The sequence below is a fragment of the Pseudomonas sp. M47T1 genome (assembly GCF_000263855.1).
Classification (GTDB): domain Bacteria; phylum Pseudomonadota; class Gammaproteobacteria; order Pseudomonadales; family Pseudomonadaceae; genus Aquipseudomonas.
Map to the genome: position 1 here is coordinate 23,608 of NZ_AJWX01000037.1, position 22,132 is coordinate 45,739.

General features: G+C 63.4%; 22 protein-coding genes and 1 pseudogene. 16 read left to right on the forward strand and 7 right to left on the reverse strand.

The window, feature by feature from the left end; all coding sequences use genetic code 11:
• The first annotated feature begins 198 nt into the window (after positions 1–198).
• The 10 genes from PMM47T1_RS26545 (at position 199) to PMM47T1_RS26590 (ending at position 9,363) form a co-directional block, all read left to right on the forward strand.
• Positions 199–633: a nuclear transport factor 2 family protein gene (locus tag PMM47T1_RS26545; RefSeq protein ID WP_008374982.1), complete on the forward strand. Its 435-nt coding sequence runs from the start codon at positions 199–201 to the stop codon at positions 631–633.
• A 236-nt stretch (positions 634–869) separates the two neighbouring features.
• On the forward strand, positions 870–1,784 hold the full coding sequence (locus PMM47T1_RS26550) for a 2-hydroxyacid dehydrogenase (RefSeq protein ID WP_008374984.1): 915 nt from the start codon (positions 870–872) through the stop codon (positions 1,782–1,784).
• A 98-nt stretch (positions 1,785–1,882) separates the two neighbouring features.
• Positions 1,883–3,106: a SpoIIE family protein phosphatase gene (locus PMM47T1_RS26555; RefSeq protein ID WP_008374986.1), complete on the forward strand. Its 1,224-nt coding sequence runs from the start codon at positions 1,883–1,885 to the stop codon at positions 3,104–3,106.
• On the forward strand, positions 3,099–3,665 hold the full coding sequence (locus PMM47T1_RS26560; RefSeq protein ID WP_008374988.1) for a SiaB family protein kinase: 567 nt from the start codon (positions 3,099–3,101) through the stop codon (positions 3,663–3,665). Before PMM47T1_RS26555 ends, PMM47T1_RS26560 begins: the two co-directional genes overlap by 8 nt.
• 17 nt (positions 3,666–3,682) lie before the next feature.
• Positions 3,683–4,069 carry a DUF1987 domain-containing protein gene (locus tag PMM47T1_RS26565; protein WP_008374990.1) on the forward strand — a complete coding sequence of 129 codons (387 nt, stop codon included), beginning with the start codon at positions 3,683–3,685 and terminating at the stop codon, positions 4,067–4,069.
• Between the two features lie 14 nt (positions 4,070–4,083).
• Positions 4,084–4,812, forward strand: coding sequence for a GGDEF domain-containing protein (locus PMM47T1_RS26570; RefSeq protein WP_008374991.1), 729 nt, complete (start codon positions 4,084–4,086; stop codon positions 4,810–4,812).
• A 136-nt stretch (positions 4,813–4,948) separates the two neighbouring features.
• Entirely contained in the window at positions 4,949–5,371 is a 423-nt protein-coding gene (locus tag PMM47T1_RS26575; RefSeq protein WP_008374993.1) for a PA0061/PA0062 family lipoprotein, read from the forward strand.
• A 305-nt stretch (positions 5,372–5,676) separates the two neighbouring features.
• Entirely contained in the window at positions 5,677–6,774 is a 1,098-nt protein-coding gene (locus PMM47T1_RS26580) for a carboxynorspermidine decarboxylase (protein WP_008374995.1), read from the forward strand.
• A gap of 28 nt (positions 6,775–6,802) precedes the next feature.
• Entirely contained in the window at positions 6,803–8,047 is a 1,245-nt protein-coding gene (locus tag PMM47T1_RS26585) for a saccharopine dehydrogenase family protein (RefSeq protein WP_008374997.1), read from the forward strand.
• Positions 8,048–8,166: 119 nt separating this feature from the next.
• Positions 8,167–9,363, forward strand: a complete 1,197-nt coding sequence (locus PMM47T1_RS26590) for a DUF2252 family protein (protein WP_008374999.1) — start codon at positions 8,167–8,169, stop codon at positions 9,361–9,363.
• Positions 9,364–9,368: 5 nt separating this feature from the next.
• Here PMM47T1_RS26590 and PMM47T1_RS26595 read toward each other — a convergent pair whose 3' ends face one another.
• Positions 9,369–10,565, reverse strand: coding sequence for an MFS transporter (locus PMM47T1_RS26595; protein WP_008375001.1), 1,197 nt, complete (start codon positions 10,563–10,565; stop codon positions 9,369–9,371).
• Between the two features lie 111 nt (positions 10,566–10,676).
• Here PMM47T1_RS26595 and PMM47T1_RS26600 point away from each other — a divergent pair, with 111 nt between their 5' ends.
• Positions 10,677–11,597 carry a LysR family transcriptional regulator gene (locus PMM47T1_RS26600; protein WP_008375003.1) on the forward strand — a complete coding sequence of 307 codons (921 nt, stop codon included), beginning with the start codon at positions 10,677–10,679 and terminating at the stop codon, positions 11,595–11,597.
• Between the two features lie 41 nt (positions 11,598–11,638).
• On the opposite strand, the gene PMM47T1_RS26605 is transcribed toward PMM47T1_RS26600, so the two are convergent.
• A complete protein-coding gene (locus PMM47T1_RS26605) occupies positions 11,639–12,523 on the reverse strand; it encodes a LysR substrate-binding domain-containing protein (protein WP_008375004.1) in 885 nt (294 codons plus the stop codon).
• Positions 12,520–12,642: a hypothetical protein gene (locus PMM47T1_RS30650; protein ID WP_274379886.1), complete on the reverse strand. Its 123-nt coding sequence runs from the start codon at positions 12,640–12,642 to the stop codon at positions 12,520–12,522. The genes PMM47T1_RS26605 and PMM47T1_RS30650 overlap by 4 nt, the downstream gene beginning before the upstream one ends.
• 33 nt (positions 12,643–12,675) lie before the next feature.
• Here PMM47T1_RS30650 and ydiJ point away from each other — a divergent pair, with 33 nt between their 5' ends.
• Positions 12,676–15,705, forward strand: a complete 3,030-nt coding sequence (ydiJ, locus tag PMM47T1_RS26610; RefSeq protein ID WP_008375006.1) for a D-2-hydroxyglutarate dehydrogenase YdiJ — start codon at positions 12,676–12,678, stop codon at positions 15,703–15,705.
• A gap of 65 nt (positions 15,706–15,770) precedes the next feature.
• Positions 15,771–15,914 (forward strand): annotated as a pseudogene (locus PMM47T1_RS30485) (YciI family protein); the annotation flags it as partial.
• Here the strand turns inward: PMM47T1_RS30485 and PMM47T1_RS26615 are convergent.
• The 3 genes from PMM47T1_RS26615 to PMM47T1_RS26625 form a co-directional block, all read right to left on the reverse strand.
• A complete protein-coding gene (locus tag PMM47T1_RS26615) occupies positions 15,896–16,318 on the reverse strand; it encodes an ester cyclase (protein ID WP_008375011.1) in 423 nt (140 codons plus the stop codon). The pseudogene PMM47T1_RS30485 and the gene PMM47T1_RS26615 overlap by 19 nt on opposite strands.
• A gap of 70 nt (positions 16,319–16,388) precedes the next feature.
• On the reverse strand, positions 16,389–17,099 hold the full coding sequence (locus PMM47T1_RS26620; RefSeq protein ID WP_008375013.1) for a hypothetical protein: 711 nt from the start codon (positions 17,097–17,099) through the stop codon (positions 16,389–16,391).
• 142 nt (positions 17,100–17,241) lie between these two features.
• On the reverse strand, positions 17,242–18,366 hold the full coding sequence (locus tag PMM47T1_RS26625; RefSeq protein ID WP_008375015.1) for an MBL fold metallo-hydrolase: 1,125 nt from the start codon (positions 18,364–18,366) through the stop codon (positions 17,242–17,244).
• A gap of 130 nt (positions 18,367–18,496) precedes the next feature.
• Between PMM47T1_RS26625 and PMM47T1_RS26630 the strand changes: the two genes are divergently transcribed.
• The 3 genes from PMM47T1_RS26630 to PMM47T1_RS26640 all read left to right on the forward strand — a co-directional run bounded on the left by PMM47T1_RS26630 (position 18,497) and on the right by PMM47T1_RS26640 (position 21,315).
• On the forward strand, positions 18,497–18,769 hold the full coding sequence (locus PMM47T1_RS26630; protein ID WP_008375018.1) for a response regulator: 273 nt from the start codon (positions 18,497–18,499) through the stop codon (positions 18,767–18,769).
• A gap of 211 nt (positions 18,770–18,980) precedes the next feature.
• Positions 18,981–20,459, forward strand: coding sequence for a sensor domain-containing phosphodiesterase (locus PMM47T1_RS26635; RefSeq protein WP_050990465.1), 1,479 nt, complete (start codon positions 18,981–18,983; stop codon positions 20,457–20,459).
• 82 nt (positions 20,460–20,541) lie between these two features.
• Positions 20,542–21,315, forward strand: a complete 774-nt coding sequence (locus PMM47T1_RS26640) for a ParA family protein (protein ID WP_008375023.1) — start codon at positions 20,542–20,544, stop codon at positions 21,313–21,315.
• Positions 21,316–21,321: 6 nt separating this feature from the next.
• Here the strand turns inward: PMM47T1_RS26640 and PMM47T1_RS26645 are convergent, their stop codons facing one another.
• Complete coding sequence (locus tag PMM47T1_RS26645) at positions 21,322–22,113, reverse strand: substrate-binding periplasmic protein (RefSeq protein WP_008375024.1); 792 nt, start codon at positions 22,111–22,113, stop codon at positions 21,322–21,324.
• Positions 22,114–22,132 lie beyond the last annotated feature (19 nt).

Below are 22,132 nucleotides of genomic sequence, written 5' to 3' on the forward strand. Positions count from 1 at the left end.
TTTCCTGGTTGCAGATATCTGTGATGCTGTGAGGCACGCCCCGCAGAGCCGAACAGATGCCCAGTCCGCCATTCGCCCCGTTTGAACACCTCGCCATCAAGCATTTCCACACCAAGCTGCTGACCCTGGCGACCGGTTTCCAGACTATGGTGAGATGGAAACTCGCAATCCATAGACCAACAACAAAAAGGGACGAGCATGAGCACACCTACGCTTCACCCGCAGGCGGCCAACACCTTGCAGCGCTGGCACGGCATGGTTGCCAACGCTGACCTTGGCGCACTGCCCGAACTGCTATCGGCGGACGTGGTGTTCCGCTCCCCCATGGCCCACACCCCATACCCCGGTGCGCCCGTAGTGGCAATGATCCTCAACACGGTGCTCCAGGTATTCGAGGACTTCCACTACCACCGCGAACTGGCCACCGCCGATGGCCTCAACGTGGTGCTGGAATTCAGCGCCACGGTGGCGGGCAAGTCGCTGAAGGGCATCGACATGATCCGCTTCGATGAGCAGGGCAAGATCGTCGAATTCGAGGTGATGGTGAGACCCCTCAGCGGCTTGCAGGCGCTGGGGGCGCAGATGGGCAAGCGGCTGGCACCTTACCTGGCGGCTACCGGTGCACCGCTGTAGGCGCTACGGGGCGGCCATCCGTCGCCAGGCTGCGATGCGTTACGCCAGACATTGCGCGGCACCCGTGACACACTCCCCCCGTAGCTGCCGCAAGGCTGCGAAAAGGTCCGCAGGAGCTTCAGCGATGTCATGCCGATCGCGGGCACGCTGCGCGACGGCACAGCCTGGCGGACATCAATAACTGGGCAAGACAGTTGCTGCTACGGTTGTTGCTGGCACCCTCGAGGATACTGCGTATGCCCCATGACCTGCTGGTTCTGATCGACCTGTCACCCGCGCGCAGCCAGCGCCTGGAAGCCGCCGGGTACAGGCTTCATGTCACGCCAAGCGCTGCCATCGAAGCGGTGCTCACCAATGGCTCCATCGGTTTCACCGCCCAGCAAATGACGGACGTGCCGCGGCTGGGCATCATTTGTGCCCAGGGCGCGGGCTACGAGAATATTGACCTGGCCGCCGCACGGGCGCGGGGCATCGTGGTCACCCATGGCCCAGGCACCAACGACGAGTCGGTGGCCGACCACGCGCTTGCGCTGTTGCTCGCCGTGGTGCGCGACATTCCCCAGGCCGACCGTGCCGTGCGCGAAGGCCGCTGGGCGCAGTCACGCCACCCAAGGCCGATGCTGTCGAACAAGAAACTGGGCATTCTCGGGCTGGGCACCATTGGCCAGAAGGTCGCCCGGCGAGGCGAACTAGGCTTTGGCATGGCGGTGGGCTACCACAATCGCCAGCCACGCCAGGGCACCTGCGCGACCTACTTCGATACGCTGCCGGGATTGGCCGCCTGGGCCGATTTTTTGCTGGTGGCCACGCCCGGTGGGGTCGGTACCCGGCACCTGATCAACGACGCGGTGCTGGCGGCGTTGGGCAGCGAGGGCTACTTGGTCAACATCGCCCGTGGCAGCGTAGTCGACAATGCCGCGCTCACCCGCGCCCTGGCCCAAGGAACCATTGCGGGCGCTGCGCTGGATGTGGTGGACGGTGAACCGCTAATCCCCACCCCGTGGCTGGCGCTGGACAACCTGATCCTGACGCCGCACATCGCCGGGCGCTCGCCAGAGGCGATGCAAGCCACGCTACAACAGGTGCTGGATAACCTGGACGCGTTTTTCGTCGGCCAACCCGTGCCAACACCGGTGCCCGAACTTTCCTGAATGATGGCGCCTGTAATATCACTTTAACATTGCTCGACTAGCATCGCGCCTTCACTCCGGGTCGGCTACTGAGCATGCACGCAGAAACTTTCCCCTTCATGCGTCCAAAACTTCCTCGCGATCACCGTTGCGCCGGTGATCTGTGCAAGGAAGTGCCGGCCATCGAGTCCAGCGCCAGCAACGCGCTGGTGATGGACATTTTCACTTCGCAGAAAGACATGACCTGCCTGGCGGTGGTGGAGGGCACGCGGCCGATCGGGCTGATCAACCGCAATATTTTCCTGTCGCAGATGAGCCGGCCGTTTCACCGCGAACTGTATGACAAGAAAAGCTGCATTGCCTTCATGGACAAGGAACCGCTGATTGTCGATGAACAGATGAGCATCGAGGCCCTGACCTTCAAGACCGTGGAGTACGGCGAGAAGGCCTTGTCCGATGGCTTTGTGGTTACCCGGGCAGGGGAGTTCGCCGGGCTGGGCAACGGTTTGCAATTGATGGCCGTGGTGGCCGCCATGCAGGCGCAAAAGAACCGCCAGATGATGCAGAGCATTGAGTACGCCAGCGTGATTCAGCGTGCCATGTTGCGCGCGTCTCGTGATGCGCTGAAGTCGATCCTGGACGACGCCGCGCTGCTGTGGGAACCCCGGGACGTGGTGGGCGGCGATTTCTATCACTTCTGTGCCTACCCCGATGGCTGGTTCGGTGCCATTGCCGACTGCACCGGCCATGGCGTGCCCGGCGCGTTCATGACGCTGATTGCGTCGTCGTCGCTGACCCAGGCCCTGGCCCAATGCGGGCCGCGCGACCCGGCGCGGCTGCTGTCAGCGGTGAACCGCAGCGTCAAGGAACTGCTGGGCCAGGTCGAGGGCATGAATGAACACCCTGAATCGGACGACGGCCTGGACGCCGCCTTTTTCTGGTTCGACAGTGCGCGTCAGGTGCTTAGTTTCGCCGGGGCGCGCCTGTCGCTGTCGGTGCTGCACCCCGATGCCGAGCAGGTCCAGACCCTGGCCGGCCAGCGCATGGGTGTGGGCTATGTGGCCAGTGAACTGGATTACCAATGGCAGGCCTACCAGGTGCCGATGCAGCCCGGCAGCCTGATATTGATTGCCACCGACGGCCTCACGGACCAGATCGGCGGCCCCCGGAGCATCGCGTTTGGCAAGCGCAAGGCTTGCGACACCCTGTTGGCCCAGCGCCAGGCGCCGGCTGCAAGCATTTGCCAAGCGTTGCAAGTCGCACTGGCCAGCTGGCAAGGCACGCAAGCCCGACGCGACGACCTCACCTTATTCTGTGCCCGCCTCAGGAACGACAATGGCTAACCCACACACGGCTCATGACTGCAGTTTTTTCGACCTGGCCCAACAGCGCAACGTGATCTTCTATCACATGGGCTATTTCTCCCACGGCATCATCACCACCATGGCCGAAGTAATGAAGGTGCAGTTGGAGGTGTCGGGCGTGAGCAGCCCCACGCGCCGCAAGCTGTTCTCGTCCTTTGTCGAGCAGTCGCAGAACATCATTCACTATTCGTCCGACTGGCTACGCACGCCGGTCACCGACGATGCCTCGTTGCGCCAGGGCGCGGTGTGCATCAGCGCCGACGGTGACCGCTACCTGATGCAATGCGCCAACCCCATCGCCACCGCCGACGTCCCGCGCCTGCGGGAAAAGCTGGTGTCGCTGGGCAAAATGACCCTCGATGAAATCAAGCAGGCCTACAAGGTGGTACTGCGTGCCGAAACCCCCGAGGACAGCAAGGGTGCGGGCCTGGGCTTCCTGACGATGGCGCGCGACGCCAGCGCGCCGCTGGAATTCAGCTTTCACCCGCGCACCGATGAACCGGGCACCTCGCTGTTCTGCCTCAAAGCCACGATCTGAGTAGAGACACACTGAAAATGGATAATTTCTACGTTGAAGCCAGCGCCACGTCCCCGGAAGTGGACTTTCGCTACGACCAGCGCCTGCTGAGCCTCAAGGGCGAGTCCTACCCGGAAAACGCTGCGGCCTTCTATGCGCCCATCGTGCAGCAGTTGCGTGCCTACCTGGACAACTGCAGCGGCCAGGCCATCACCGCCAATATCGCCCTGGCGTACTTCAACAGCTCCAGCACCAAGATGCTCTTCAGCATTTTTGATGCCCTGGACCAGGCCGCCCAGGCCGGCAACGAGGTCATCGTCAACTGGTACCACGATGAAGAAGACGAAACCATTTTCGAGTTCGGCGAAGAATTGAAAGCGGATTTCACCGCGATTCTGTTCAACGACCAGCCCGTTGCCAGTTGATGAGGACCGTGGCCATGCCCGCAGCGCGCAGTGAAGAGGTTCCGGACCTGTTCAAGAGCGAGTTCGATGCCCTGGAGCACGCGCGTGGCATCCTCGCGCTGCCCCAGGCGCACGCCCAGGTGTACAAGCAATCGCTGGCCGAGGTGGCCGGCCATTTCGAGCGGCTGATCCGCGAGACGCGCCGCCTGATCGGGCGCAGCGACCGCGCCGAGCGGGAGATGAACACCCTCAACGCGCAACTGCACATTCTGGCCCGGCAACTGGAACACCGCGCCACCCACGACGCCCTGACCGGGGTGCTGAACCGCGGCGCCATCATCGAGCAGACCAGCAATACCCTGCTCAAGGTGGGCGTGGCGATGATTGTGCTGGACATCGACCATTTCAAGCGGGTGAACGACGAGTTCGGCCACCCCACCGGCGACGCGGTGATCCAGGGCATTGTCGGCTGCCTGCGGCACATTGTTGGCGAACGCGGCCTGATTGGCCGGGTAGGGGGCGAGGAGTTCACCGTGCTGCTGCCCGGTAGCGACCTTAGCGAAGGCGTGGAGGCCGCCGAAGCTATGCGCGCGGCCATTGCCGAGCATGTGTTCGCCTACCCGGTGGACCGTGCGGTCACCGCCAGCTTTGGCGTCAGTGCGCACCCGGCGGGCACCGGCTTCGACCTGGCCTACGGCAGCGCCGACACGGCCTTGTATCGGGCCAAACGTGGTGGCCGCAACCGTGTGGAGGCGGGCACGTAGCCGATTTTCATATCATTGGCCTGAAAATCGTTTCATGGGGATTCATTGGGCAGCGAAGGGGCCAACCGCCACGATTGGCCCATTGCAGGCGCACCGCCTCGCAGCCTTCTATCTATACCCTTTGGGAGGATTTTCCATGAACCTGAAAGCAATAACGCTGATTCCCGTGCTGGGCCTGACCGCCTTGCTCTCGGCCTGTGCTGGCACGATGCCCAAGCCGGACCCCCATGACGCCTGGGTCGGCTTGCAGGAGGAGGCACGTGACAACATGATGGCCGAGAAGCTCGATGGCCACCCGATCAAGGACGGCCGCTTCTTCCAGGTAGCACCGGGCAAGCACAGCATGCAGGTGGCGGTGTACGCGGCCAGCAGCGTCTATGTGGACGACAAGACCTGCCACGGCACGCTGACCTACGCGCGCTTCAAACCTGACGAGCACTACGAACTGCGCGAGACCAGCACCGGCGCCAATATGCAGCTGAACGTGGGCATCGACCTGGTGAACGCCCACGGCAAGACCGTGGCCTATACCCAGCAATTCGACTGCGCCGGCGGCTGACCCCGCCCGCCGGATACCCTCGGTATGCTCCCCCGCAGCTGCCGCCAGGCTGCCAAGGCCCGCACAGCGGGCCCGCGATTGGCATGACACCGATGAAGGTCGGGCGGTCCTTTGCGTAGCCTGCAGCAGCTTCTACGGGGGGATTGGATGAGCCTTTTTCCCGCCAAAACCCCACTGTTTTCGCCCCTTCCTCCGCAATGTGAAACATTGCCGCAGTAAAATGCACATTCTGCCCTTTCCCCCTGTCTTAAGAGAGGGCACAATTCGCGTCCATTTTTTTGGCTGGCCTTGCCCCAGGGTTCGACATGATCCAGACCCCGTATTACCTCATCGACAAAACCAAGCTGCTGGCCAACATGCAGAAGATTGCCTACGTGCGCGAGCAATCGGGCGCCAAGGCCCTGCTGGCACTCAAGTGCTTCGCCACCTGGTCGGTGTTCGACCTGATGCAGCAGTACATGGACGGCACCACGTCCTCCTCGCTGTACGAGCTCAAGCTCGGCCGCCAGAAGTTCGCAGGCGAAACCCATGCCTACAGCGTGGCCTGGGCCGATGACGAAATCGGCGAGATGCTGGAGAACTGCGACAAGATCATCTTCAACTCCATCGGCCAGCTGCAACGCTTCGCGCAAGCGAGCGAAGGCAAGGTCCGCGGCCTGCGCGTGAACCCGCAAGTCAGCAGCTCCGACTACCTGCTGGCCGACCCGGCCCGCCCGTTCAGCCGCCTGGGCGAGTGGGACCCGGTGAAGGTCGAGGCCGTCATCGAGCAGATCTCCGGCTTCATGTTCCACAACAACTGCGAGAACGGTGACTTCGACCTGTTCGACAAGATGTTGTGCACCATCGAGGAACGCTTCGGGCACCTGCTGCATAAAGTGGAATGGGTGAGCCTGGGTGGCGGTATCCATTTCACCGGCGAAGGCTATGCTTTGGATGCGTTCTGCACGCGCCTGAAGGCGTTCTCGCAGAAGTACGGCGTGCAGGTGTACCTGGAGCCGGGCGAAGCCGCCATCACCCAGAGCGCCTCGTTGGAAGTGACGGTGCTGGACACTCTGTACAACGGCAAGCACCTGGCCGTGGTCGACAGCTCCATCGAAGCGCACATGCTGGACCTGCTGATCTACCGCCTGAACGCCAAGCTTGCCCCAAGCGCCGGCGAGCACACCTACATGGTGTGCGGCAAGTCGTGCCTGGCGGGCGACATTTTCGGCGAATATCAATTCGACCGTCCTTTGGCCATTGGCGACCGCCTGTCGTTTGTCGACGCCGCGGGTTACACCATGGTCAAGAAAAACTGGTTCAACGGCCTGAAAATGCCGTCCATCGTAGTGAAACAACTCGACGGTACAGTCGACGTGGTTCGTGAATTTGGTTTTGACGATTACCTGTCCAGCCTTTCGTAAGCTGGCGGATTGAGGAGAAGTAAAGAAATTGAAGAAGAACGTTCTTATCATTGGTGCAGGAGGTGTCGCCAAGGTGGTGGCCCACAAGTGCGCGCAGCACAACGACGAACTCGGTCGTATTGCCATCGCGTCGCGTAACATCTCCAAATGCCAGGCCATCATCGACAGCGTCAAGGCCAAGGGCAGCCTCAAGCAGCCCGCCGACATCCAGGCCTTTGCCCTGAATGCCCTGGACGTGGAAGCGACCAAGGCACTGATCCGCGAGACCGAATCGCAGATCGTCATCAACGTAGGCTCCGCCTTCCTGAACATGTCGGTGCTGCGCGCCTGCATCGATACCGGTGTCGCGTACCTGGACACCGCCATTCACGAAGAGCCGGGCAAAATCTGTGAAACACCGCCGTGGTACGGCAACTACGAGTGGAAACACCTCGAAGAGTGCAAGCAGAAGAACATCACCGCCATCCTGGGCGTGGGTTTCGACCCGGGCGTCGTCAACGCCTATGCAGCCCTTGCGCAACAACAGCATTTCGACCGCATTGATTCCATCGACATCCTCGACGTCAATGCCGGGTCACATGGCAAATACTTCGCCACCAATTTCGATCCGGAAATCAACTTCCGTGAATTCACCGGGCAGGTGTGGAGCTGGCAGAACAGCCAGTGGACCAGCAACACCATGTTCGAGGTCAAGCGCACCGATGATCTGCCGGTAGTGGGTTCGCAGAACCTGTACCTCACCGGTCACGACGAAGTGCACTCGATCTCCAAGAACCTGGGCGTGCCCAACGTGCGTTTCTGGATGAGCTTCGGCGAACACTACATCAATGTGTTCACCGTGCTGAAAAACCTGGGCCTGCTCTCCGAGCAGCCGGTCAAGACCGCCGAAGGCCTGGAAGTGGTGCCGTTGAAAGTGGTCAAGGCCGTGCTGCCTGACCCTTCGTCGCTGGCACCTGGCTACACCGGCAAGACCTGCATCGGCGACCTGGTCAAGGGTACCAAGGATGGCCAGCCGCGCGAGCTGTTCATCTACAACGTGGCCGACCACGAAGAAGCCTACGCCGAAACCGACAGCCAGGGCATCTCCTACACCGCTGGCGTGCCACCTGTGGCCGCCGCCTTGCTGGTTGCCCGTGGCGAGTGGGACGTGGCGCGCATGGCCAACGTCGAGGAGCTGCCTGCCGAGCCGTTCCTCAAGGCGCTGGACGTGATGGGCCTGCCAACCCGCATCAAGGACGAGAAGGGCGACCGCCCTTGGGATCAGCCAGCCTGATCCGTTGAACACAGGGTGCGCCACCCGGCGCACCCTGCCTGCACCTACTCTCTTTGTAATATTTTGAAACGTCTGCACGGGCAACCAGTCAACTGGTCACACCTGCCAAAGACGTCTCCATGAAAACACCTCGCCCCAGCGCACGACTCCAGCCCCTCACCGACCTGCGCAACCTGAAAATGGCCCGTTCTGCCCACGCCTATGTGCGCGGCAGCACCGTGCAATTCTACCAATGGCTGCACAGCCAGCCCGGCAAGCGCTTGCCCCACGGCCCGGCCGTGTGGATATGCGGGGATTGCCATGCCGGCAACCTGGGGCCCACCGGTGACCTGAAGGGAAAGATCGACATCCATATCCGTGACCTGGACCAGACCGTCATCGGTAACCCCGCCCATGACCTGGTGCGCCTGGCGCTGTCGCTGGCCACGGCCGCACGTGGCTCCGACCTGCCTGGCGTGGCCACGGCGAAGATGCTCGAAGAAATGATGCGCGGCTACGAGCTGGCGTTCGAGGCCAATGTCGATGAAGACCCGCCGCGCCCCGCCCAGGTCAAGGCCGGCATGCGCAGCGCGGTGCAGCGTACCTGGAAGCACCTGGCCCAGGAGCGCATCGAAGACACCCGCCGCACCATCCCCCAGGGCAAGCACTTCTGGCCCCTGGCCAAGGAAGAGCGGGCGGCCATCAAGAAACTGTGCGCCAGCGATGCCATCCATCACCTGGTGACGTCCCTCAAGGGCCGCTCGAAAGACGACAGCGTCGAACTGCTAGACTCGGCTTACTGGGTCAAGGGGTGCAGTTCCCTGGGCTTGAACCGCTACGCCGCCTTGCTGGGCGTGGGCGACGATGATGACCAGGAGTACTGCCTGATCGACATCAAGCAGGCCGTGGGGGCAGCGGCGCCCCGGGCGGCCCGGGTCTCCATGCCCCGCGACAACGGCCAGCGGGTGGTGGAGGGCGCGCGGCACCTGTCGCCCGGACTGGGCAATCGCATGCTGGCCACCCGCATGCTCGACAACGGCTTCTTTATCCGTGAACTGCTGCCCCAGGACATGAAACTTGAACTGGACCAGTTAACCCAGGTCGAGGCCATGCGCGTGGCCGCCTACCTGGCGCGCGTGGTAGGCCTGGGCCATGCCCGGCAGATGGACCTGGCCACCCGCGCCAGCTGGATCAAGGACCTGCAACTGAACCGTTCGCGCACCCTGGATGCGCCGTCCTGGCTATGGTCCAGCGTGGTGCAACTGGTGGCCAATCACGAGATGGGTTACCTCGAGCATTGCCGTCGCTATGCGCTGGAAGAGGCGCGGCGACAGTAGGACCATCACGCGGCGCGGCGGCTGATCATCAGCAACGCCAGACCCAGGGCCACGGCCGCGATCAGCGTGGCGATCGGCCCCAGGGTCTCCAGGCCCCCGTGGCGAATGCCCAGGCCGCCAACGATGGCCCCCAGGCCGATACCGGCATTGGCCGCCGAGATGTTCATCGACGCGGCCAGGGCCTGGGCCTTGGCCCCTGCCTGCATCACGCGCACTTGGCACACCGGGAACAGCGCGGTGTAGCCAATGCCCCAGGCAACCAGGGCCAGCACCAGCCAGGCGTGGTGAACGGCCGCCGGTGCTACGGCCAGCATGCCCGCGCCCATCACCAGCAGGAACAGCACCATGGCGCCCAGCGGTTTGCGGTCCACCAGCAGGCCGCCCAGGTGGTTGCCCAGCATGCCCACGCCACCAAAGCCCATCAGCCACCAGCCCACCTGGCTGGCGGGCACGCCGGCCAGGCGTTCGAGGATATCGGCCAGGTAGGTGTACGAGGTGAACATGGCCGTGAAGGTCAGTACCGACAGCAGCACGTGGGCCAGGAAGCGTGGTTGGCGCAGGATGGCGGTCTGTTTTTCACCGGCGGCGGCCTTGGGCGAGCTGGGCAGGGTGGGCATGGCCAGGTGCATCAGCGCAGCGATGATCAACGAGAGGGCCGCCAGCACCCAGAAGGTGCCGCGCCAACCCAGGGTGTCGGCGGCCACGGTGCCCAGCGGAACGCCAAACACCAGCGCCGCCGAGATGCCCATGTACACCTTGGACACCGCCTTGCCGGCATTGCCGGGGCCCGCCAGTTGCCCGGCGGTTTCGCTGGCCGTGCCCCAGAACACCGGCAGGCCCAGGGCAGGGATGAAGCGCGCCAGGGCCATGACCCAGATGTTGCCGGCCGTGGCGGCCAGCACGTTGGAGGCGGCGAACACCAGCAGGATCACCGTGAACAGGCGCTTGCGCTCCACGTGGGCGAGGCGGGCGGTCAGCAGCGGGCCGAACAGCATCACCGTGAAGGCGAACAGGGTCACCAATTGGCCGGCCAGAGCAATGGAGATGTTCAGGTCGCGGGCCAGGGCGGGCAGCAGGCCGACGATCAGAAACTCGGTGGTGACGATGATGAACGCGGCCACGGTCATGATCAGGATCTGCAGGCCCGTGCGAGGGGCGGTGGCAGGGGCGGGCGCGGCGTGGGCCACGGTTGAGGGCTGCATGAACGCTTAACTCCAATGAGGTTTCTTCGTAGCCTATTGGAGAATTGATGGCTTATCTTGGTAATTAATTATCAAGTATATTGAATTCAGTTCAATAATTGGCAGGTGATCATGTTTTCTTCGGAACGGCTCAAGGGCATCGATGTGTTTGTCACCGTGGCCGACCTGGGGAGTTTCACGGCGGCGTCCGAGCGGCTGAACCTGAGTATCTCGGCGGTGAGCAAGGGGATTGCGCGGCTGGAAAGCCGCTTGGGTGCACGGCTGTTCAACCGCACCACCCGGCGCATGGCCTTGACCGAGGCCGGACAAACCTTTTACCGCACCTGCACGGCGGTGCTCAGCGACCTGGAGCAGGTGGAACTGGCGCTCACGGCCGACCAGGCCGAGCCCTATGGGCGCCTGCGCATCGACCTGCCGGCCAGCTACGGGCGCCTGCACGTACTGCCGCTGGTACTGGCGTTCGTCAAGCAGCACCCGCGCTTGCTGCCGCACGTGTCGTTCACCGACCGTTTCGTCGACCCGGTGCAGGACGGTATCGACATTGTTGTGCGCATCGGCGGGCCGGACGCCTGGCCGGCGGCGCTGGGCCATCGCTATATCGGCGCGCAGCGCATGATCTTCTGCGCCGCGCCCCAATACCTGGCGCAGCACGGCATGCCGCAGACGGCGGATGACCTGGATCAGCACCAGTGCGTCGGCTATGGCCAGACTGACGGGCTGGTGGGGCCGTGGTATTTCAAGGGGCGCCAGGCGGGCGATATGGAGCGGCGCATCATGCACCCGCGCATTGCCGTGGGGGATGGCGAAGGGGAGGTGATGGCGGTGCTGGCCGGGCTCGGCATTGCCCAGTTACCGACGTGGCTGGTGCAATGCCACCTGGACAGCGGCGCGATGATCGAAGTGCTGCCGCCGTTGGCGACCGATGGGTTGCCCATGAACCTGGTGTGGTTGAAGAGTCGTGAAGGGTTGCCCAAGGTCAGTGCGTTGCTGGACTACCTCACCGCCCACTTGACCCCCGCCGGAACCCTGTAACCGCCCCGTATGCGCCTTGTCACGCGGCGTGGACGGGAGGCTCACGCCTTGGCCAGCAACCACTCCCGAAACGCCTCCAGCGCCGGCAACGCCTGATTGCGCGGTGGGTACACCAGGTAATACCCGCGCGCGCTGGCATAGGGCAACACCGGGCTTGCCAGCTCACCGCTGGCCAACTCCTCGGTAATCAGCACCCGCGGCACGAGGCCGATGCCGATGTCGGCCCGCACCGCCTGAATCAAGTGCGAGGTCAGTTCGAAGCTCGGCCCCAGGCGCATGCTCTGGTATGCCTGCCCATGATGGCTGAACCACTCACCCCAGGCGTTGGGGTTGTTGGCCACGCTGAGCAACACCTGCTGACTGATTGCCGCCGGCGTCCACTCGGCGCGGGTGGCGGCCAGGGTAGGGGACAGCACCACCATCAGTTCCTCGGCATACAGGCGATGGCAGACCAGCCCCGCCTGGTCGCCGGTGGCCACCACGATGGCCGCATCGATGCCGCTGGTGGCGAAGTCCACCGGTTCGATGCGCGAGTTGATGTGCACGAGGATGTCCGGGTGCTGGCGGTAGAAATCATGCAGGCGCGGCAGCAGCCATTTCGAGCCAAAGGTGGGCAGCGTGGCCAGGCGCAGGCTGCCACCGCCGCTCTGGTGGGCCATGGCGTGCAGGGTGGCGCTGCGCACGCGGCCCAAGGCTTCGCTGATTTCGCGCTGGTACAGGCGGCCCACGTCGGTGAGCTTCACCGCGCGCCCTTCGCGGCGGAACAGGGTCACGCCCAGCTGCTGTTCCAGCGCTTGTACCTGACGGGTCACTGCGCTCTGGGTCAGGGCCAGTTCTTCGGCCGCGCGGGTATAGCTTTCGTGGCGGGCGGCGGCTTCAAACGCCAGCAGCACCGACATGGACGGGGTCAGGTTGCGGTAATTCATTCGTAAAAGTCATCAATGGCGGCGCGAATATCGGTTTGTGCCGGGCGCCAGGCTCCGGGATCATTGGCATCATCCACTACCTGGCGCGCGATGAACAGAACGCCCGGGGCAGTATCCATGATTATCCTGACATAAAGACGAGGCCATCCCCGATGATCGCCCAATTGACCGGCATTGCCCCGGCCACCCTGTACCCTGAGTTTCTCGCCGCCCTGCGCGCCAGCGGTTTCAAGGGCCAGACCAGCACTGACTACGCTACCCGCACCGTGCTGGCCACCGATAACTCGATTTACCAGCGCCTGCCCCAGGCCGCGGTGTTCCCGGTGGACGCCGAGGACGTCGCACGCATCGCCGCGCTGATGGCCGAGCCCCGCTTCCAGGCGGTTAAACTCACGCCACGCGGCGGCGGCACCGGCACCAACGGCCAGTCGTTGACCGACGGCGTTGTGGTGGACCTGTCGCGGCACATGAACAACATCCTCGAAATCAATGTCGAGGAGCGCTGGGTGCGCGTGCAGGCCGGTGTGGTCAAGGACCAACTCAACGTGATGCTCAAGCCCCACGGGCTGTTTTTCGCGCCGGAGCTGTCCACCTCCAACCGCGCCACCGTGGGCGGCATGGTCAACACCGATGCCAGCGGCCAGGGCAGTTGCACCTACGGCAAAACCCGCGACCATGTGCTGGAATTGCACAGCGTGTTGCTGGGCGGCCAGGCGCTGCATACCCGGCCGTTGACCGACGATGAGCTTGAGCAGGCGTGCGCCGCCCCAGGCCGTGCCGGTGAAGTGTACCGCGCCGCCCGGCAGATCCAGGAAACCCAGGGCGAGTTGATCGAACGTACCTTCCCCACGCTCAACCGCTGCCTTACCGGTTACGACCTGGCGCACCTGCGCGACGAGCAGGGCCGCTTCAACCTCAACAGCGTGCTGTGTGGCGCCGAGGGGTCGCTGGGGTATGTGGTCGAGGCCAAGCTGAACGTGTTGCCGATCCCTACCTATCAGGTGGTGGTCAACGTGCGCTACAGCAGTTTCATGGATGCCCTGCGCGACGCCAATGCGTTGCTGGCGCACAAGCCTCTGTCCATCGAAACCGTGGACTCGCGCGTGCTGTTGCTGGCCATGAAAGACATCGTCTGGCATGCCGTGGCCGAGTATTTTCCGGCCGACCCCGACCGCCCGACCCTGGGCATCAACCTGGTGGAGTTTGCCGGTGACGACCCGGCCGACGTCAACGCGAGGGTGGCCGCCTTCGTCGAGCACTTGCAGGCCGACACCAGCATCGAGCGCCTGGGCCACACCCTGGCCGAGGGCGTGGCGGCGGTGAACCGCGTGTACACCATGCGCAAGCGCTCGGTAGGCCTGCTGGGCAATGTCGACGGTGAGGCGCGTCCGCAGCCGTTCGTGGAAGACACCGCGGTACCGCCCGAGCAACTGGCCGACTACATCGCTGACTTCCGTGCCTTGCTCGACAGCCACGGCCTGACCTATGGCATGTTTGGTCATGTGGACGCCGGGGTATTGCACGTGCGGCCCATGCTGGACATGAAAGACCCGGCCCAGGCCGCGCTGGTCAAGCCGATCTCCGATGCCGTGGCAGCGCTGACCCAGCGATACGGCGGTCTGTTGTGGGGCGAGCACGGCAAGGGCTTGCGCTCTGAATACGTGCCGGCCTACTTCGGCGAACTGTACCCGTCGCTGCAACGGCTCAAGGGCGCGTTCGACCCGCACAACCAGCTCAACCCGGGCAAGATCTGCACCCCGCCCGACAGCGCCGAGGGCCTGATCAGGGTCAACGAAGCGCCGCTGCGTGGCGATTTCGACCGGCAGATCGACGAGCGCGTATGGCAAAGCTACGGCACCGCGATGCACTGCAACGGCAACGGCGCCTGCTACAACTTCGACCCCGACGACGCCATGTGCCCCTCGTGGAAAGCCACCCGCGAGCGCCAGCATTCGCCCAAGGGCCGCGCCTCGTTGATGCGTGAATGGCTGCGCTTGCAAGGTGCGGCGGACATCGACGTGCTGGCGGCCGCGCGCAGCAAAGTGTCGTGGCTCAAGGGCCTGCCGACGCGGCTGCGCAACAACCTGTCGCGCCAGCGCGGCGAGGCCGATTTCTCCCATGAAGTATACGACGCCATGGCCGGTTGCCTGGCGTGCAAGTCGTGTGCGGGGCAGTGCCCGGTGAAGGTCAGCGTGCCCGAGTTCCGCTCGCGCTTCCTGGAGCTGTACCACGGCCGCTACCAGCGGCCGTTGCGCGACTACCTGATCGGTTCGCTGGAGTTTACCCTGCCGTACCTGGCCCATGCCCCGGGCCTGTACAACGCGGTCATGGGCTCGGGCTGGGTAGGGCGCCTGCTCGACAGCCAGGTTGGCATGGTCGACAGCCCGCTGATCAGCCGCTACAACCTGCAGGCCACCTTGAGCCGTTGCAAGGTGCGCGTGGCCACTCTACCAGCCCTGGCCGAGCTGACCCCGGCCCAGCGTGAGCGCAGTGTGGTACTGGTGCAGGACGCCTTTACCCGCTACTTCGAGACGCCGCTGCTGGCCTCGTTCATCGAACTGGCGCACCGCCTGGGCTACCGGGTATTCCTGGCGCCTTACAGCGCCAACGGCAAGCCGCTGCACGTGCAGGGCTTCCTGGGTGCGTTCGCCAAGGCGGCGATTCGCAATGCCCGGCAGCTCAAGGCCCTGGCCGATTGCGGCGTGCAGTTGGTCGGCCTTGATCCTGCCATGACCCTGGTGTACCGCCAGGAATACCTGAAAGTGCCGGGCCTGGGCGCCTGCCCGACCGTGGCCTTGCCCCAGGAATGGCTGATGAACGCCTTGCCCGAACAGGCGGCGTTGGCGGCCGGCAGTTTCCGCCTGATGGCCCATTGCACCGAGAAAACCAACGTGCCGGCCAGCACCCGCCAGTGGGAGCAGGTATTCGCGCGCCTGGGCCTCACGCTGGTCACCGAGGCCACAGGGTGCTGCGGCATGTCCGGCACCTACGGCCATGAAGCGCGCAACCAGGCCACCTCGAAAACCATTTTCGAGCAGTCCTGGGCGAACAAGCTGGACAAGCCGGGTGAAGCCCTGGCCACCGGTTATTCGTGCCGCAGCCAGGTCAAGCGCATGGCCGAACGCAGCCTGCGTCACCCGCTGGAAGTGGTGTTGCAGCAACTGGTCAGCCCCGCCCGGTAAACCTGTAGCCGCTGCGGCAGTGCCTTGCAGGTCACATCGCAGCCGCCGCTTGGCGGCACGCGCCTGAATCTGCACTACTGGTGGCAGGCTTCTGGATCTGGGAGGTCGAAGACATGGGCGAGACGATCGCCTGGGTCAAGCGCTGCCCCAACCCGATGCCGGGCCCCAGCGACATCGAAATCCGGCCGTTCTACGAGATGTCGGACTTCGAGTGAGCCGGTGGGGACATTAATTGCGCCTCGATGGCCGCCTTGTCGATCACCGACCACACGTGCGTGATGCGCCCGTCGCGCCATTCGTAGAACACGTTTTCGCTGAAACTGACCGTGCGGCCGTTCACCGGCAGGCCCTGGAAGGTGCCCACCGGGGTACAGGTGAAGGCCAGGCGGCTGGCCACGTGGGGAGGCTCGCACACCAGCAATTCAATGTTGAAGTGCAGGTCCGGAATGTCCCGAAAGTCCTGTTCCAGCATCGCCCGGTAGCCGGCCAGGCCAAAGGGGCGCCCATTATGGCTGGCCTGGTCATCGACGAACGCGACCAGGTTGGCCCAGTCCTGACGGTTCAGGCAGTCGATATAGTGGCGGTAAAGCGTGGCCAGGTCGGTTGAGGGCATGGCAAAAGCTCCTGAGCGGTACAAGACTCACTGTAGCCACTGGGGGGGCAAATGCTACACAGGCATGGGATCAACCCTGAGTGCCACTGGCCATCAGCACGGCCTCGGTCTGCTCGGTCAAACGCTCGCCCTTGGTGTACAGCTGATTGAAGAACAGCCCTTGAATGTACTCCTTCGTCGGTACCGGGCCCCTTGGCGTGAACAGGGCGCCCAGGTCGATGGTGCTGGCGAAATTGTCTTTGGTCAGGTTGTAGCCGCCCAGGTAACTGCCGCTCCACGGTGAATCGGCGATGACCACGTCAATGGACGCATCGCGAAAATCACTGGCCGCGGTCTTCAGGTCGCTGTCGCCGTTGAGCAACGTGTTGAGACGCGAGATATCGGTAGCGCTCAACTGGCCGGCGCTGTTGGTCGCTTTCAGGCTGCCATCGGCCAACACGGTGAAGCCGAACTTCTTCTCGCCAAGGGCTGGGAAAGCCGATGTGAGCGTGGATTGGAAGCTTTGGAACGCCGATTTCAGCGCCGCCTGGGCCACTTGCTGCACGGCGGCCTTTTGCGGGAAGTCGGCCGATTGCGGGCGGCCGATCCAGGTGGTCACCGCTTCCATGGTCAGGCCCAGGGCCTGGGCCTCATCGCTGGGGTGGTACACCGCTGCTGGGCCAGCCGCGGCGGCCTGCAGTGTCTGCGCGGCATCGGTGGCCAGGGGCTGGGCGTTCAGTGGCTGTTCGGAAACGCTCAGGGTTGATGTGGTGGAGTAGGCAGTGCCGAGAGAAAGGTCCATTTTCGTGCGTCCATGTATCGTCATTGGTACTCATGTATCGGCGTTGACACGAAATGCTTGAGCCATCACGGGTTGGGCACCTGCCCACGGCGCAGTGGGTGCGCGCGTTTGTCCTGGGCAAGGGCGTGGAGGCGCTGTGGTTCTACTGATAGGGCGCCGGCGCCTCGTGGCTCAAGTGAATCAATTGCCCATGGTGCAACACGCCGAACGCGTCGTCGGGCAGGCCGGCGGCGCGGGTGGCTTCCAACAGTTTTTTTGGCGGTTCGTCCAGGGGCTCGTCGGTCAGCTCGAAGGTGCCCCAGTGAATGCCGATGGCCTTTTTCGCACCCACGTCCTTGAACACCTGCACGGCTTGCTGCGGGTCAATGTGCTGCGGCCCCATGAACCAACGCGGCGCGTAGGCACCCATGGGGATCAGGGCCAGGTCGAAGTGGCCGAAGGCCGCGCCAATGCGTTTCGAGTCACCGGAATAGCCGGTGTCGCCGGCGAAATAGAGCGAAAACGGTCGCGCCGCGCCTGGCGCGGTTTTCATCGCCCAGCCACCCCACAGGGTGTCGTTGCGGTCGCTGAAACTGCGTGCCGACCAGTGCGTGGCCGGCACGAACCAGAAGTCCAGGCCGGCCACGCGGGTGTGGTCGCTCCAGTTCAGTTCCTCGACCGTGTCGATGCCTTTGTTGGCCATCCACTGCTTGATGCCCAAGGGCACCAGAAAACGCGGTGGGCCACCCGCCTGCCGGTTCAGGGCCTGCACGCTGGCCGTGTCCAGATGGTCGTAGTGGCTGTGGGAGATGAGCACCACGTCAATGTGCGGCAGTTCGGCCAGGGTCAGCCCTGGCGGTACCTTGCGCGCCGGGCCGATGAAGGACAACGGTGAGGCGCGCTCGGAAAACACCGGGTCGGTGAGAATGTTCACGCCGTTGATTTGCAGCAGGGCGGTGGCGTGGCCGATCCAGGTCAGGGTGTTGTCCTGGCGGTTGGCCTTGAGCCATGGCACATCGGGGTGGTCCATGGGAAAACGGTAGCCGTTCTCGGGCGGCGGCGGCAGGTGGTTGATGAAGGCGTTCCAGCGCCATTTCCACACGGAGCCGCGGGCGAGGGGGCCGTCATTGTTCTCGAAATGGTCGTCCACCCGTGGCGCGTGATGAATGCCACTGGCCGCCAGGCGCTCGGCGGACGGTTCCACCGACGGCTCGCCACCAGCGCCGGCGCAGGTGGCCGCGCACCACAGGGAAATACCACACAGCAGGGGTGAGGGTCGAATCGGCACGCAGTGCTCCTTTCAAAGGGCTGGCAGGTCCCAGTGTAGACCCCATCGACTCCCCCCTGGCTGCAACTGTCTTGCCCGATTGATTGCGTCCTGCGTTACGCGCCGCCAGTTCCCTTGGCAGGCGTCGCCGTTGGGCGCCCCCGACACCTGGCCGCAGGCGTTGCGCTGGGCCATCAGTGCCAGCCTCAACTCCAGCCTGCCTGGCGGCCTCAATGGTCGCCAGGTGGCGGACGCGGCGCGTCAACGCTTTGCTGATGTAAAGGTGCTGTTCATCACCGGCTATGCGCAAAGCACGGTGCTGGGCGAAGACTTCACCACCGGCCTGACCGGGGTGGTGACCAAGCCTTTCACGTTGTCGGGGCTCGAGCACAAGGTGGCGGAAATGCTCGGTAGGCGGGCGTAAGCAGGGCTGCCATTCATCGGGCAGGCACGCTTGCAGACGGTGCGCCCATGGCGTAGAGGTGCTACAAGATAACGAGATGGCCGATGAGTGGTGTCGCCGAGTGCGCGGAAGCCAAAGACCTTTTTCCCGCCCGACGGCGCGTCGGCCAATGATGTTCTTTTGCTATCATTCGACCGTCCCCGCTTGATTGCCCTGTGCCTGGGAGTTTTCGATGTCCGGTTCATCTCGATCTGAGCAGGAACGTCTGGTGGCCGTGCAGGGGCTGGCGTGGTTGGAAGCGGCCAACAGGGAAAATTTCGAGCGTATCTGCCGTTTGGCGGCCACCCTCTTCCAAGTGCCCACAGTGCTTATCACAGTGGTGGAAACGCATCGGCAGTGGTTCTTGGGGCAGGTGGGTTTCGACGCGCCCGAGGCACCCATCGAAACATCGTTTGGAGCGCATGCCCTGGCCCAGCGTGAGGTGATGCAGGTGCATGACGCGCGCCTGGACCCGCGTTTTTCCAGCCACCCCCTGGTAGTGGCCCCGGAAGGTGTGCGTTTTTATGCAGGCGCACCGCTTTACGACCGCTACGGCCACGGGCTGGGGAGTTTGTGCCTGATCGACAAGCGCCCACGCCGGCTGGAACCCGAGCAAATAGTGGCGTTGCAGGACTTTGCCGAAATGGTCATGGTGCAGGTAGACCAGTGCCAATTGCTCAAATATCGCGACCCGCTCCGTCATTTGACCAACCTGCAGCAGTCGCGGGTCGATACTTCATCCCCACCCAATGGCAGCTTGTTGGCAATGATTGGCGCCGAGGCGGCTGAGCAACTTGCTCGTCTGTGCGTGGCCGCCTGTGCCGACAACGCTCAGGACACGGTAAAACGACGCGCGCAGCGCCTGCTCGACGATTTTCCGCACGCGCTGGCCAACGGCGAGGTTCATTTGGAGTACCAGCCGCGCTTCAATTTGCTCAACGGTCACATGGTGAGCGCCGAGGCCTTGATCGGCTGGCGCCATCCTACTCTGGGGAAACTGTCGCCGTCTGAATTCATTCCGCTGATCGAGGGCAGTGGCAACATCAGTATGGTCACCCGCTGGTTGATTGATCGCGCGCTGGGTGACTTGGCCAGTTGTGTCGACCGCGACGTACGCCTGGCATTGAACCTGTCGCCGCTGGATTTTCAGAACCTGGATATCGCCCAGGCACTGCAGGATGCCTGCAAGCGCCATGACATCGAGTTCATGCGCCTGGAGGTGGAGATTACCGAAGGGGCATGGGTGAAGGCGGATCCGCAGATTATTCGTCAACTGACAACGGTGCGGGCTTTGGGGGTGGACGTGGCGATCGATGACTTCGGTACCGGTTACAGCAATTTTGCCTATTTACATGAAATCCCAGCCAATGTGTTGAAACTGGATCAATCGCTGGTTACCGACCTCGAGCATTCGCCGCGCAAGCGCATTATTGCCCAAACGGTTTTCGAACTGGCGCGCAAGCTGGGGTATCGAACGGTGGCAGAAGGAATAGAAACGTTTCGCTGTCTTCGCCTGGTGCGTGAGTACGGGTGCGATGAGGGGCAGGGTTATTTCATGAGCAGACCGCTTGCGCTTGAGCGCTTCAAGCGTCATTGCGGGGAGGTGCCCCTTGCTTTTCACCCAAGCGATGTTCCACCACAGGGCGCTTTTGGTCAGCTGTCTTCAAATTGACATCTGCCGATCAATCCACTGTCACAATAATCCACTATTAGGTTGGTAAGGTGGGGTACTTTTTTTTCATGGAACCGGTTTCATGCGCCGCGCAGTATTCAATCAGAAAGGGGGCGTGGGCAAATCCAGTATCGCCTGCAACCTCGCCGCCGTCAGCGCCGAGCAGGGTTACAGGACGTTGCTGGTAGACCTTGACGCCCAGGCCAATTCCACCCATTACCTCACCGGGCGCAGTGGCAATGACGTGCCGCCCGGCATCGCCGATTTCTTCAAGCAGACCTTGTCGTCAGGCCCCGCCGCAAAGAAAGGCCGCGTGCACATCAGTGAAACGCCTTACGACAACCTGCATCTGGTGACCGCCAGCGCCGAATTGACCGACCTGCAGCCCAAGCTTGAGGCCAAGTTCAAAATCAACAAACTGCGCCGCCTGCTGGTGGAGCTTGCCGAAGATTACGAGCGGATCTACATCGATACGCCGCCGGCGTTGAATTTCTATTCGGTCAGCGCGCTGATCGCGGCCGACCGTGTGTTGATCCCCTTCGACTGCGACAGTTTCTCGCGCCAGGCGCTGTATAACGTCATTGCCCAGGTGGCTGAACTGCGTGCCGACCACAACGAAGACCTGGTCATCGAAGGCATCGTGGTCAACCAGTTTGTCAGTCGCGCCACCTTGCACCAGCAAATGGTCGACGAGTTGAAAGGTGAGGGCTTGCCGGTGCTGCCGGTGTACCTCAACAGCTCGGTGAAGATGCGCGAGTCGCACCAGGCGTCGGTGCCGCTGATTCACTTGCAGCCCGCGCACAAGCTGACGTTGCAGTTCGTGGACTTGCTGACGACCTTGGAGCGGGCCAGCTGAATCGCGTCACCGCGCCCCCGGTTCATGCAGCCTGTCGAGGTAATGGTCGCGCAGCCGCTGCAGGCTGCCGTCGTCGCGCATGGCCTCCACCGCCTCGCGCATGCGCTGGACGATGGCGCGATCGCAGCGTTTCGAGCAGGCCAGGTAAAGGTCCGTGGTCATTAGCGCCGGGCTCGTCTGCAAAGCGCGGTCCGATACCTGGGGCCAGATATACCGGGTTTCCGGAATGCCATTGAACCAGGCATCCACCCGGCCTCGCAGCAACAGCATCGCCGGGTTCTCGCCGATTTTCACCGGGTAGATCTGCTGGTCGCTGAAGCCTTCATCGCGCAGTTTCTGTTCCTGGGCGCTGCCCATGCCCACGGCTACCCGGGCATAGGTGGCGCGGGCCTGCTCGAAGGAATCGACGCGCTTGTCGAGGCTGAAAAACGCCCGGTCCATGCTCATGATGGGGGCGATCCAGGTGTAGGCGTCTTCCCGTTCCGGGGTGCGCGACAGCGGAATGATCAACTGATCGGTGCCCACCTGTACCGTTCGTTGCGCCCGTGACCAAGGCAGGGAAACCACGTGCAGGTCGAAGCCTGCGCGGGTAGCGGCTTGCAGGGTGACGTCGCCGAGAATGCCGAACGTGCCGTCTTGCCCGGGCAGGCTCAGGGGTGGTGCGTCCGGCAGGTACAAGTCGACTGTGCGCGATGCGGCCACGCAGGGTTGGCCAAGCGCGGCGAGCAGCAAGGCTGCGCCCAACAGTTTCAGCAGGGGCGCACCTTCCCGGCGCGCCGATCCGCGTGTGTGGCTCATGGCAGTGGCCCAATCAAAT

Coding starts and splice junctions, on each gene's coding strand:
- PMM47T1_RS26545 (WP_008374982.1), top strand. CDS start 199: ATGAGCACACCTACGCTTCACCCGCAGGCGGCCAACACCTTGCAGCGC.
- PMM47T1_RS26550 (WP_008374984.1), top strand. CDS start 870: ATGCCCCATGACCTGCTGGTTCTGATCGACCTGTCACCCGCGCGCAGC.
- PMM47T1_RS26555 (WP_008374986.1), top strand. CDS start 1,883: ATGCGTCCAAAACTTCCTCGCGATCACCGTTGCGCCGGTGATCTGTGC.
- PMM47T1_RS26560 (WP_008374988.1), top strand. CDS start 3,099: ATGGCTAACCCACACACGGCTCATGACTGCAGTTTTTTCGACCTGGCC.
- PMM47T1_RS26565 (WP_008374990.1), top strand. CDS start 3,683: ATGGATAATTTCTACGTTGAAGCCAGCGCCACGTCCCCGGAAGTGGAC.
- PMM47T1_RS26570 (WP_008374991.1), top strand. CDS start 4,084: ATGCCCGCAGCGCGCAGTGAAGAGGTTCCGGACCTGTTCAAGAGCGAG.
- PMM47T1_RS26575 (WP_008374993.1), top strand. CDS start 4,949: ATGAACCTGAAAGCAATAACGCTGATTCCCGTGCTGGGCCTGACCGCC.
- PMM47T1_RS26580 (WP_008374995.1), top strand. CDS start 5,677: ATGATCCAGACCCCGTATTACCTCATCGACAAAACCAAGCTGCTGGCC.
- PMM47T1_RS26590 (WP_008374999.1), top strand. CDS start 8,167: ATGAAAACACCTCGCCCCAGCGCACGACTCCAGCCCCTCACCGACCTG.
- PMM47T1_RS26595 (WP_008375001.1), bottom strand. CDS start 10,565: ATGCAGCCCTCAACCGTGGCCCACGCCGCGCCCGCCCCTGCCACCGCC.
- PMM47T1_RS26600 (WP_008375003.1), top strand. CDS start 10,677: ATGTTTTCTTCGGAACGGCTCAAGGGCATCGATGTGTTTGTCACCGTG.
- PMM47T1_RS26605 (WP_008375004.1), bottom strand. CDS start 12,523: ATGAATTACCGCAACCTGACCCCGTCCATGTCGGTGCTGCTGGCGTTT.
- PMM47T1_RS30650 (WP_274379886.1), bottom strand. CDS start 12,642: ATGGATACTGCCCCGGGCGTTCTGTTCATCGCGCGCCAGGTAGTGGAT.
- ydiJ (WP_008375006.1), top strand. CDS start 12,676: ATGATCGCCCAATTGACCGGCATTGCCCCGGCCACCCTGTACCCTGAG.
- PMM47T1_RS26615 (WP_008375011.1), bottom strand. CDS start 16,318: ATGCCCTCAACCGACCTGGCCACGCTTTACCGCCACTATATCGACTGC.
- PMM47T1_RS26620 (WP_008375013.1), bottom strand. CDS start 17,099: ATGGACCTTTCTCTCGGCACTGCCTACTCCACCACATCAACCCTGAGC.
- PMM47T1_RS26635 (WP_050990465.1), top strand. CDS start 18,981: ATGTCCGGTTCATCTCGATCTGAGCAGGAACGTCTGGTGGCCGTGCAG.
- PMM47T1_RS26640 (WP_008375023.1), top strand. CDS start 20,542: ATGCGCCGCGCAGTATTCAATCAGAAAGGGGGCGTGGGCAAATCCAGT.
- PMM47T1_RS26645 (WP_008375024.1), bottom strand. CDS start 22,113: ATGAGCCACACACGCGGATCGGCGCGCCGGGAAGGTGCGCCCCTGCTG.